Below are 9,829 nucleotides of genomic sequence, written 5' to 3'. Positions count from 1 at the left end.
GCGTGGGTGGAAAACCAATCTTGGCGAAACATCGCGCCGCCATCCACGCCCTCATAGGATCTTGTGGGAGAAGGTGGCCGAGCGAAGCTCGGACGGATGAGGGGTGCTCCAGCTTGACGCACGCCTTCACGGGTCCTCTATGCGCTGTTCACCAGCGCCTCATTTCTTCCAACACCCCTCATCCGTCTCGGCGCTATCGCGCCGATCCACCTTCTCCCACAAGGGGAGAAGGGGAGCGCGCCTCACCCCGGCACGCTGCTTTTCAACTCTGGGAACTTCTCATCAAACCTCGCGGCCCAGCGGATCAGGCGGCTGCGGCCCTTCTCCCATTGGCCGGAAAAGCGCAGCGCGAGATAACCGAGGCAGGCGCGCAGCGCCATGTGGCCGGCGGTGATCTTCTTCGGCAGCTTCGGCGGGTTGGCGTTGAGCAGGTCGAGCGCGGCGGTGATCTTGCCCCACTGGCGGTCGAGCCAGGGCTGGTAGACCATCGTCTCGGGGCGCGTACGCCGCTCATAGACCATCGACAGCGCGCAGTCGCAGATGCCGTCGGCCAGCGCCTCGAGGATTTCCGCCTTGAGCCGCTTGTCGGAGTTGCGTGGAAACAACAGATTCTTGGAGATGCGGTTGAGATGCTGGGTGATGGCGCGGCTGTCATGGATCGCGCGGCCGTCCTCCAGCACCAGCACCGGGATCTTGCCGAGCGGATTGGCCGAGATCAGTTCGGCGGGCTTGTCCTCCGTCTTGACCGGCACGAGATCGACCGCGATGCCGGCATAGGTGGCCGCCATGCGGACCTTCGAACTGTAGGGCGAGGTGGGTGCATAGAGCAGTTTCGGCATGAGCGGTTTCCCAGTTGGTTACGGCACTGTTGACCGATCACGATCCGAAGGGCAACGGCCAGCAAGGCCAATCCAGATTGGCCAATGCATTTTGCCGGCGCAGGCGCCGCAATAAAAAAGCTCCCGGAAGTTTTGCCTGGCGGCAAAATTTCCGAGAGCTTTAGGAGGAGCGTCCGCTCCGGCTTCGCTTGCTGACACACCCTACTTGCGAGAGGGATGCCTCGACGGCATCCGCCCTCACCTGTTGCGGTTCGCGCGCGAAGCTACGCGATTACTTCTTGGCGGCCGGCTTCTTCGCCGGCGCCTTCTTGACAGCTGCCGTCGACTTGGCGGCGGCGGCCTTCATCGGAGCCTTGGCGGCGGGCTTGGCCGCGGCCTTCGCTACCGGCTTCTTGGCGGCGGGCTTCGCCGCAGCCTTCGCTACCGGCTTCTTGGCGGCGGGCTTGGCCGCAGCCTTCGCTACCGGCTTCTTGGCCGCCGGCTTCGCTGCTGCCTTGGCCGGAGCCTTGGCGGCTGCCTTCGGTGCCGCTGCCTTCTTCACTGCTGCAGGTTTCGCGGCAGCCTTAGCTGCCGGCTTTTTTGCCGGCGCTTTCGCCGCCGGCGCCTTGGTTGTTGTCTTTGCCATGCGATGCCCCTTGCGTTTTGCCGATGGTCATGAGTGACCCGGCGTGTCTATGCATATCTGACTCGCGACTGTCTAGCCAGCGAAGCAACACAATGATTTTCAGTTATTGAATTTTGGTTACACGAAACGCGTGAAGATGCGTCTCATCGAAAAATTGTGAGCGAATCTGTCACTTTCGAAGTGACGGGGCGCCACGCAGGTTTCGGTGCAGCTTCTATCGCCTGATCATCCATCGACCCGTAGCACAACTTTACATAAGAATGTGAGCAGACTACTCACAATAGAGAAGAAGCCGCCGAACGCCTGCTTCATCTTGTCCAGCGCAAAACATCTACAGATGAACCGGCCATGCGCAGGAGCAAAAGCTTTCGCGCCAGAAAGTGAGCTGAAAGCTCATATTCATGAGCACTGTCGTCAAACCTCAGCGGGATCGCGTTCGCCCTGCTGGCGACGCGCCGGCTCGGCCCGGTGCAGATGGACGGCATAGGTATCCCAGGGCGGCGAGACCGCGATCCGCGCCAGCATGCGACCGATCTCGCCACGATGGTAGCCGCCGTGCAGGACGACATGGGTCAGCATCTCCTGCCTCGTCATGCAGCCCTGGTCGCCGTCGGTGAAGATGAAGGCGACCGGCTCGGCAAGCTCCTGTTCCGAAACGGTTTCGAGATAGTCGAGATACCAGCCGTCGGCCTCTGCCAATGCGGTACGCAACCCGGCCGGCTCTGGAGTTTCCGCGGTGTCGTCGCTAGCATAGCCATGGGCGACGCCCTTCAGATGCGCGGCAAAAATCCGCGACACGACATGGATGTGGCTCATCAGCCGGATCGCGTCGTGGCGTTCCTCGACGTCGCGGGACGGATCCATCCCGGCAGGCAAGCTCTTCCACGAGCTCGTCGTTCGCCCAGGCCTGGTAGGCAAGCAGGCTTCTCAGCAGGGTCTTGGCGCTCATCTTCCGGCTCCATTTGCGTTGGCGAAATGAATGTGAGTATCCTGTTTATATTCTCGGGAGACCGGCCAGGATGTCTACTCGCATTGCAAAGCCGGCCGCGCGCATGCGCAAGCAGCCGCGCCAGGCGCGTTCGATCGCCACCGTCGAGGCGATCATCGAAGCCGGTGCTCACGTTCTGAGCGAGCTCGGCTGGGCCGGGTTTTCCACCAACAAGGTGGCCGAGGCCGCGGGCGTCAGCATCGGCTCGCTCTATCAATATTTCCCCGACAAGCTCGCTCTGGTCGAAGCAATCCGGCGCCGTCACTTCGACCATGTGCTGTCGGTGATTCGCGAAGCGGCGGCCGACGAGAAGCCGCTGAGGCAGTTCGCGCGCGAACTGGTGCGCGGCATGATCGGCGCGCACAGCATCCACCCGACGCTGCACCAGGTGCTGCTCGACGAGGCGCCCGGCGACCGCGGCTCGCGCGCCGCGCATGCCTCGTTCCAGACGCGCTATCTCGAACATTACGCGGCGGCCGTCGCGCAGTACCGCAAACGCCGCAAGGACACCGAGACGATGGCGCGCGTGCTCTCCTCGGCGATCGAGGGCGTGATCCACAACGCGGCGCGGCGCAACATGCTCGACGCGCCGGAATTGCAGAAGCAGCTCGTCGAGCTGATCTCGGCCTATCTGTCAGGTAGCCGGGCTACCTGACCTAGCGGGCGGCAAGGCAGCCTGAGGCAGCGACAGCGGAGGAGACGCCGGCTCGCGTGCCGCCACGCCTCTTCGGCCGGCATCGCAATTAATTTTCGCCAAGCTTGTCGATTCCTGGCGAGGCTCGGCCGGATGGACGAAGCCCGCGCCGAATTCCGCCCGCCGCCGAGCTGACCGGCAATGAGCGGGAGCGGGCGCTGCTCATGGCGCGCGCCGGTGGCGGCTGAAACAGTTCAGGAAAACGATGATCGGCCGGCGGGACAGCGCCCCCCTCTGTCCTGCCGGACATCTCCCCCACGAGGGGGGAGATCAGCCGTCATGCTGGCTTTCGCCAATCTCGAACGTATCAAGGGAAGCAGGGTTGCAATCTCCCCACTTGTGGGGGAGATGGCCGGCAGGCCAGAGGGGGGTGCCGTAGAGCGCTTACCCCAACTGTTTGCCGGCCAGCAATTACCTGAGCACCCGGCAGCGGCCGTTATAGACCAGCCAGCGGTCGAAGCCCGAGACGCAGAATTCGACATTGTCGCCGATCGAGGCAAAACCCTGGCCTTCCTCGATCAGGTAGAAGATCGAGCGGTCGCGACCGTCCGACAGGTTGACGGTGGCGCGGCAATAGTGGCGGCCGATCGGCCATTCGTCGCTCGCCGGTTCGTAGCGATGCTGGCGGATGTTGCGGAAATCGGTGATCGCGACGACCGGCAGGTGCGGCACGTGGTGCACCTGATAGGAGAAGCGGTCGGTAATCTTGCTCAGCACCCAGTTTTCGCCGCAGACGCTGCCATCGTCCCCGCTGTAGACGGAAAGGTCGGCGGCATGCGCGGCCGGGCTGAAGCCCAGCGAGGTGGCCAACGGAGTAAGCGAAATCAGCGCGGCAAGGGCGGAATGGGCGAAGCGAGTCATGACAGCCTCTCAAGGTCGGTTCCGCGCACTGTGCGGATTCGCTTGGCGGCGGTCAAGCGGGTGCGAAAACAATGGTTTCCGCAAAGCTTCCTTCCGGACCTCCCCGGCTACAGCGGTTCAGCGTTTGATAGAACCGCCGAACCGCTCTAGCTCTTTGTTTTCACGCAATTCCGGACGGAAGGTTACGGCGAAGACGCCGAACCTGACCGCTACACACTTTTCCTGGAATTGCTTCAGACAGTGCCGGCAAGCAGCAACCCGCCGATGACGGCGATGTTGATCAGAAACGCATTGCGCAGCACCTGGCGCTCCGGCTCTTCGCTCGCCCAGAAGCGCAGCAGCATGACATTCGTCGCCAGCGTGAACGCGGCCAATGCGCCAGCGGCAAAGGGCAATGCAAATCCCAGCGCGAGCATCAGGCCGGCGACGACCTCGACCGCCGAGCCGGCGGCGAGCATCAGGGCGGGAGCCGGGAACCCCCGGCTCGCCAGATAGTCGCTCATCGCCCGGAATTTCACGAAGTGCTCGATGCCGGCGACAATGAAGACGCCGCCGATGAGGAAAGCGCCGACCGCTTGAATGGTCTGAATGGGCATTGCGGCCTCCCAATGAGACTTTAATCCTGCGGAATGAAAGCCGGGTTGTAGACGACCTCCCACAGATGATCGTCGGGATCCTGGAAGTAGCCGGCATAACCGCCCCAGAAGGTTTTTTGCGCGGGCTTGACCACGCGCGCGCCAGCCTTGACGGCTTCCGCCATCACCGCGTCCACCTCGGCCTCGCTGCCGACATTGTGGCCGATGGTGAGCTCGGTCGGGCTGCGGCCGCTCTGTGGCACCGTCGCGTCATGGGCGATGTTGGCGCGCTCGAAGATCGCGAATTTCAGACCGCCGGCGAGGTCGAAGAAGGCGACGGCGCCATGTTCGAATTCGCGGCCGATGATGCCTTCGGTCGGCAGGCCGAGGCCGTCGCGATAGAATTTGAGCGACGCTTCCAGATCGTCGACGCCAAGCGTCAATACAGTGATGCGAGCTTTCATTTCTCTCACTCCTTTCTATATTCGTGACCACGGTCGCAAACGGATGCGGGTCCGATGCGAGTGCGTGAAGCACCGTGAAACTCCATCCGTTTTGCCATGGATGACTTGGCCAGCCTTGAAGATTTCGGCCAAAATGACCGTCGCACCGATCCGGGTGGAACAGATCGGAGAAGAGATGGAACCGGTCCTGGCGCAGACAACCGGCTGCTTTCGGGAACGGCCCGCCCCGCGGGGCCTGGCCGATGCCTTCTCCGCGGTCTGGGTCCACCGCATGGACGAGCGTGCCGTTCCACCCATCGTCATCACGCCGGACGCCACGATCGATCTGCAATGGGTCGACGGCCGTTTCCGCGTGGCCGGGCCGGACAGGGAACCGCAGATCGAGACGCCGCCGGCCGGCACGGTGATCATCGGCTTCCGCTTCCGGCCGGGTGCGGCCGCCGGCTGGCTCGGCGTGCCGGCCGGCGAAATCGTCGGCGGGCGACTGGACCTCGGCGAAGTGTGGGGAACCCGCGCCCGCGCGCTGACCGACCGCATCAAGGCGGCTCCCGACCTTGTCGACCTGGTGCGGCAACTGGAGGAGACGGTCGGCATGCACATGCGGGGGCGCGATGCGCTCGACCCGCAGATGGGCCGGGCCTTCGACGTCATCGACGAGGGACTGCCGCCGGAAACGCCGCTGGTTCCGTTCCTGCAACGCCATCTGCATATGAGCGAGCGGACGCTGCGGCGGCGCTTCGACGACACTTTCGGCTATGGTCCGAAGACGCTCGACCGCATCCTGCGCTTCCACCGGTTCCGGCGCCTGCAACGACAGCAGGGCGACGCCTCGACCGCGTTGCTGGCGATCGAGGCCGGCTATGCCGACCAGGCGCATCTGATCCGCGAAAGCCGGCGGTTGACCGGCGCGACGCCTTCGGCGCTGGCTTGAGGGGAACGCGGGAGCCGTAGTCTAGCCGCCAGCCAGCCAATCGAGCGTCCAGCGCGACGGCTGCCGAACGGCGAGAACTTTGTGCAGCGCCGGCAGCAACAGCCGCAACTCGCCTTCCAGCGTGTAGGGCGGATTGACCACCAGCAGGCCGCTGCCGTCGAGACTGGGCTCTTGCGAGGCAGGCCGGATCTCGAATGCAATGTCGAGCAGCTTTGGAATGCCTGTCTCCTTCAGCGCCGCGCGGAAGGCGGTCACCGCCTTGCGGTCCTTGATCGGATACCAGTGCGCGTAAATGCCACCCGGCCAGCGCCGGTGCGCCTTATGCAGGCCTTCGACGAGCCGGGAGAACTCGCCCTCCTCCTCGAAAGGCGGATCGATCAGGACAAGGCCGCGCTTTTCCTTCGGCGGCAGTTGCGCGCCGAGCGCCAGCCAGCCGTCGAGCTCGATCACCCTCGCCTGGAAATCGCCGGCGAAAACCGATTTCAGCCGCGCGGCATCCTTCGGGTGCAGTTCGACCGCCGTCAGCCGGTCCTGGTTGCGCAGGAGATGGCGAACGATCAGCGGCGAACCGGGATAGCGCTTGAGCCCGCCGTCGGGATTTTGCGCGCGCACTGCCTGCAGATAGGGCTGGAGAAGTGCCGCCGCCTGCGGCTCGAGCGTGGCCCCTAGCAGCCGGCCGATGCCGCCCTGCCACTCGCCGGTCTTGCCGGCCTCGGCCGAGGCAAGATCATAGCGGCCGATGCCGGCATGGGTGTCGATGACGCGGAAGGCCTTGTCCTTCTGCTTGAGATATTCGACGAGGCGGGCGAGCACCGCATGCTTGACGACATCGGCGAAATTGCCGGCGTGGTAGGCGTGGCGATAATTCATGCGCGCCTCACTCCAAAGAGCATGATGTCGACCGAAAACCGCTTAACACTTTTCGGCATCATGCTCGTGGCGACCCGTTGCGGCCCCAGCGCGGCGGCGGCTGCGAATTGGGATTCTGCGGATGGCCTCCGCCGCGGCGGCCGAAGACCAGGGACAGCGCCAGGCCGGCCAGGCCGATGCCCATCAGCGTGTAGCCGGCCGGCTGCGCGCGTTCGTCGATCGAGCCGGTGCCGGCGCGCAGGATGAGATCGACAGCGCGCATGTCGATGCCGTCCGCATCGCCGGGGCCGACGGTGAAGACGTAAGGACCGGGCGTGACCTTATCGATGACGCCGGCCTCGTCGCGAAAGATCTTGTCGGGCAGCTGCGGGCTGACCTGGCGTGGATTGTCGGTGTGGTTGAAGGAGAGCGTGGCGGCGAGCACCGTGCGGCCGCCTCCGGCCGCGGTCAGCGTCAGCACCGTGCGCTGCTGCCCGGCGATGCGTTCGGCCCGCGCTGTAAGGTCGACCAGCACCCTTACCGGCGCATCGCTTGCGGCGAGCTGAACGGTGACCGGCCGGAAGCGGCCGCCCTCGTAGACGCGGTACGTGCCGATGGCATGGCCGGAAAAATTGCTCATCGCCCACGGATAGAAGATGCCGATGGCGGCGCCGGCGATGACGAGAAGCACGCAGAGGAAACGCATTCAGAGCCTTGGCTTTTTTCGGGAGATTGCCGCTATTTCTTAGCGGTTTCGTTTCGGGCAGCTTCGCGGACCCGCTCCATCTCGTCCAGAAACATTTCCAGGCCAAGCTCGAAAGTCTTGTCGAAACCGCCGGTGCCGAAATAAGCGCCGGCCTTCATGACGCTCGGATAGTCGCGAGCCAGTTCCTCGTCGCTGACGGTGGTGACCGCCGAAGGCCCCTTGGCGTAGCCGGCCGTCTCGTCGAGGATCGCGCCCGTCAAATAGTAACTGGCGGCGCGGAACAGGCGGGCGCTGAGCTCGGGACCGAAGCCGCCATCCTCGAACAAGCCGATGACGGCGTTGAGCTTGGCAAGGCAGGGCGGCGAGTTCATGCGGTAGACCACGAGGAACGGCGCGAAGGCCGGATGCTCGGTGGCGACGCGGCGGAATTCCTGCATGCCGACGCGCGCCCGCTCGCGCCACGGCATGCTGTCGTCGGGAACGACAAGCCCGCTCATCTGGCGGTCGACCAACGCCTCGTAGAGATGCGCCTGCGAGGGGAAGTGGTGGTAGATACTCATCGCCTCGCAGCCGAGCCTGGCAGCGAGCTTGCGCATAGAAAAGCCAGACAGCCCTTCCCGCTCGATCACCTCAAAAGCGGCGTCCTCGATCATTTCGCGGGACAGTTTCCCACGGGTTCGGTTTTTTTTGCTCGGTGCATCCATGGCGCTTGACAACTTACACCGTAAGGTTCATTTTCGGGACACCTTACATCGTAAGGCTAACAAAAACCAGAGGAGAACATCATGTCAGTCATTCGCGTCGCTTCAACCGCGCATTCCTGCCTTCGTTCCGCCTCGCTCGCCGCCGCCGCGGGCGTATTCGCCGCCGTCCTAGCTGCCGCGCCTGCCAGGGCCGACGATTATGACGCCACCCTCAAGGACATCCAGTCAACGATGGGCGGCGTGCCGAGCTTCGTGAAACAGTTCCCGAAAGCCGGTCTGCCCGGCGCTTGGGCCGAGGTCAAGGCCATCGAGCTCAGCGACAAGACGGCATTGCCGCCGAAGGTCAAGTCGCTGATCTCGCTGGCAGTCGCGGCGCAGATCCCCTGCACCTACTGCATCTGGTCGGACACGCAGGACGCCAAGCGCGCCGGCGCCACCGACGAGGAGATCCAGGAGGCCGTCACCATGGCGGCACTCACGCGCCACTGGAGCACCATCTTCAACGGCATGCAGGTCGATTTCGACCAGTTCAAGAAAGAGATGGGCGGAGAATAAGACTTGTCCCGGCAAAGCGGGCGGGCGGCGCGTCCGCCCGCCTTTGATCGTCCCGATCGATGCTCCAACCAAGCTTGTGGATTCACCGCGGCTGCTGCTCTATAGGAACAGCGCCTTGAAAAAAAGCCGGCGCGGGTCCGATATCGAACCGGCGCCGGCCGGGCCGACATTCGAGCGTCGCTCCTCTGGAGCCCTCGGATAGTGCTTCCGCCGACAGGCGGCCGGTTGGAGACCTGATTGAAGCGAGCGATATCGATAATCGTCACTCTGGCGCTGCTGGCATGGCTTGCCAGCGACTCGCGCTGGAAGATGGTCGGCGATGCCTTTGCCAGCATCACGCCCGGCGCTTTCGCGGCGGTGGCGGTAGCGCTGTTCGTGACCTATGTGCTGCGGGCGCTGCGTGTCTGCGACGAGTTCCGCGACGATGTGAACGGCCGCTTCGGCGCCGTGCTTCGCGTCATCCTGATCCACAATGCCATGATCAACATCGTGCCGTTCCGCGGCGGCGAGACAGCCTTCCCGATACTTTTGCGCCAGGTGTTCGGCGTACCGATCGTGCGCGCCAGCGCTTCGCTCCTCTGGTTCAGGCTGCAGGACGCTTTCGTCGTCGGCGTGCTGGCCTGCCTCGTCTGGCCGGGCCTGCATCCGGCGCTACGCGCCGCCGGCATCGCGGCGCTGATCGCCGCCGCATGGTATCTGCCGCGCTGGGCGCGCGCGCCGCATGACTGGGCGGGGCGCGGCAGGATCGTCTCGAAATTCGGCAAATTGCGCGACATCTTCACCGAAGCGACTGGACGCTCGCGCTACGGCTGGTGGTGGACGATCGCCAACTGGGCGCTGAAGCTCGGCGTGCAGGGCTGGCTGCTTGCCATGCTGCTCGGCACCTCGTTCCAGACCGCCTTTCCCGGCGCCGTCGGCGCCCCACCCCCCCCCCAACAGCCCGGGGCGGGGCGGGCCCGGGTAGGGGCCCAATAGGGCCGCGCCCCCCCCCCCCGGGGCGAATAACGCCACGCCCAATATGGACGCCCGCCAGCGGGG

At 64.5% G+C, this 9,829-nt stretch carries 13 protein-coding genes; 4 read left to right on the top strand and 9 right to left on the bottom strand.

Annotated elements, in window-relative coordinates:
- Nucleotides 1-242 precede the first annotated feature (242 nt).
- The 3 genes from AC0L2L_RS26915 to AC0L2L_RS26905 all read right to left on the bottom strand — a co-directional run bounded on the left by AC0L2L_RS26915 (nt 243) and on the right by AC0L2L_RS26905 (nt 2,328).
- Entirely contained in the window at nt 243-839 is a 597-nt protein-coding gene (locus AC0L2L_RS26915) for a glutathione S-transferase (protein WP_473582713.1), read from the bottom strand.
- Nucleotides 840-1,110: 271 nt separating this feature from the next.
- Complete coding sequence (locus AC0L2L_RS26910) at nt 1,111-1,464, bottom strand: hypothetical protein (protein WP_473582711.1); 354 nt, start codon at nt 1,462-1,464, stop codon at nt 1,111-1,113.
- 414 nt (nt 1,465-1,878) lie between these two features.
- Nucleotides 1,879-2,328 carry a DinB family protein gene (locus AC0L2L_RS26905; RefSeq protein ID WP_473582709.1) on the bottom strand — a complete coding sequence of 150 codons (450 nt, stop codon included), beginning with the start codon at nt 2,326-2,328 and terminating at the stop codon, nt 1,879-1,881.
- A 188-nt stretch (nt 2,329-2,516) separates the two neighbouring features.
- Here AC0L2L_RS26905 and AC0L2L_RS26900 point away from each other — a divergent pair, with 188 nt between their 5' ends.
- Entirely contained in the window at nt 2,517-3,107 is a 591-nt protein-coding gene (locus AC0L2L_RS26900) for a TetR/AcrR family transcriptional regulator (protein ID WP_036258035.1), read from the top strand.
- Nucleotides 3,108-3,557: 450 nt separating this feature from the next.
- Here AC0L2L_RS26900 and AC0L2L_RS26895 read toward each other — a convergent pair whose 3' ends face one another.
- The 3 genes from AC0L2L_RS26895 to AC0L2L_RS26885 form a co-directional block, all read right to left on the bottom strand.
- The gene (locus tag AC0L2L_RS26895; protein ID WP_473582707.1) at nt 3,558-4,007 is read right to left on the bottom strand and encodes a hypothetical protein; all 450 of its coding nucleotides are present in this window, start codon (nt 4,005-4,007) and stop codon (nt 3,558-3,560) included.
- A gap of 233 nt (nt 4,008-4,240) precedes the next feature.
- Nucleotides 4,241-4,603 (bottom strand): DoxX family protein, encoded by a 363-nt coding sequence (locus tag AC0L2L_RS26890; RefSeq protein WP_473582705.1) that lies wholly within the window; start codon nt 4,601-4,603, stop codon nt 4,241-4,243.
- A gap of 20 nt (nt 4,604-4,623) precedes the next feature.
- Entirely contained in the window at nt 4,624-5,046 is a 423-nt protein-coding gene (locus AC0L2L_RS26885) for a VOC family protein (RefSeq protein WP_473582703.1), read from the bottom strand.
- Nucleotides 5,047-5,179: 133 nt separating this feature from the next.
- Between AC0L2L_RS26885 and AC0L2L_RS26880 the strand changes: the two genes are divergently transcribed.
- Nucleotides 5,180-5,977, top strand: coding sequence for a helix-turn-helix domain-containing protein (locus AC0L2L_RS26880; protein WP_473582701.1), 798 nt, complete (start codon nt 5,180-5,182; stop codon nt 5,975-5,977).
- 21 nt (nt 5,978-5,998) lie between these two features.
- On the opposite strand, the gene AC0L2L_RS26875 is transcribed toward AC0L2L_RS26880, so the two are convergent.
- From AC0L2L_RS26875 to AC0L2L_RS26865, 3 genes are read right to left on the bottom strand one after another with little or no spacing between them, the layout of a single operon-like run.
- Nucleotides 5,999-6,847 (bottom strand): 23S rRNA (adenine(2030)-N(6))-methyltransferase RlmJ, encoded by an 849-nt coding sequence (locus AC0L2L_RS26875; RefSeq protein ID WP_473582699.1) that lies wholly within the window; start codon nt 6,845-6,847, stop codon nt 5,999-6,001.
- Nucleotides 6,848-6,905: 58 nt separating this feature from the next.
- Complete coding sequence (locus AC0L2L_RS26870; RefSeq protein ID WP_473582697.1) at nt 6,906-7,532, bottom strand: hypothetical protein; 627 nt, start codon at nt 7,530-7,532, stop codon at nt 6,906-6,908.
- A gap of 32 nt (nt 7,533-7,564) precedes the next feature.
- Nucleotides 7,565-8,185, bottom strand: a complete 621-nt coding sequence (locus AC0L2L_RS26865) for a TetR/AcrR family transcriptional regulator (RefSeq protein ID WP_473582695.1) — start codon at nt 8,183-8,185, stop codon at nt 7,565-7,567.
- 132 nt (nt 8,186-8,317) lie between these two features.
- Between AC0L2L_RS26865 and AC0L2L_RS26860 the strand changes: the two genes are divergently transcribed.
- Nucleotides 8,318-8,791, top strand: a complete 474-nt coding sequence (locus AC0L2L_RS26860; RefSeq protein WP_473582693.1) for a carboxymuconolactone decarboxylase family protein — start codon at nt 8,318-8,320, stop codon at nt 8,789-8,791.
- 237 nt (nt 8,792-9,028) lie between these two features.
- Nucleotides 9,029-9,766: a lysylphosphatidylglycerol synthase domain-containing protein gene (locus tag AC0L2L_RS26855; RefSeq protein WP_473582691.1), complete on the top strand. Its 738-nt coding sequence runs from the start codon at nt 9,029-9,031 to the stop codon at nt 9,764-9,766.
- The last annotated feature ends 63 nt before the right edge of the window (nt 9,767-9,829 follow it).

The sequence above is a fragment of the Mesorhizobium sp. WSM4832 genome (genome assembly GCF_055811115.1).
This window is presented reverse-complemented; position numbering and strand designations above follow the sequence as displayed.

Excerpts from the sequence above, each read along its gene's own strand:
- AC0L2L_RS26910 (WP_473582711.1), bottom strand. The coding sequence starts at position 1,464 with ATGGCAAAGACAACAACCAAGGCGCCGGCGGCGAAAGCGCCGGCAAAA.
- AC0L2L_RS26915 (WP_473582713.1), bottom strand. The coding sequence starts at position 839 with ATGCCGAAACTGCTCTATGCACCCACCTCGCCCTACAGTTCGAAGGTC.
- AC0L2L_RS26905 (WP_473582709.1), bottom strand. The coding sequence starts at position 2,328 with ATGGATCCGTCCCGCGACGTCGAGGAACGCCACGACGCGATCCGGCTG.
- AC0L2L_RS26880 (WP_473582701.1), top strand. The coding sequence starts at position 5,180 with ATGACCGTCGCACCGATCCGGGTGGAACAGATCGGAGAAGAGATGGAA.
- AC0L2L_RS26900 (WP_036258035.1), top strand. The coding sequence starts at position 2,517 with ATGCGCAAGCAGCCGCGCCAGGCGCGTTCGATCGCCACCGTCGAGGCG.
- AC0L2L_RS26865 (WP_473582695.1), bottom strand. The coding sequence starts at position 8,185 with ATGATCGAGGACGCCGCTTTTGAGGTGATCGAGCGGGAAGGGCTGTCT.
- AC0L2L_RS26860 (WP_473582693.1), top strand. The coding sequence starts at position 8,318 with ATGTCAGTCATTCGCGTCGCTTCAACCGCGCATTCCTGCCTTCGTTCC.
- AC0L2L_RS26890 (WP_473582705.1), bottom strand. The coding sequence starts at position 4,603 with ATGCCCATTCAGACCATTCAAGCGGTCGGCGCTTTCCTCATCGGCGGC.
- AC0L2L_RS26895 (WP_473582707.1), bottom strand. The coding sequence starts at position 4,007 with ATGACTCGCTTCGCCCATTCCGCCCTTGCCGCGCTGATTTCGCTTACT.
- AC0L2L_RS26875 (WP_473582699.1), bottom strand. The coding sequence starts at position 6,847 with ATGAATTATCGCCACGCCTACCACGCCGGCAATTTCGCCGATGTCGTC.
- AC0L2L_RS26870 (WP_473582697.1), bottom strand. The coding sequence starts at position 7,532 with ATGCGTTTCCTCTGCGTGCTTCTCGTCATCGCCGGCGCCGCCATCGGC.
- AC0L2L_RS26885 (WP_473582703.1), bottom strand. The coding sequence starts at position 5,046 with ATGAAAGCTCGCATCACTGTATTGACGCTTGGCGTCGACGATCTGGAA.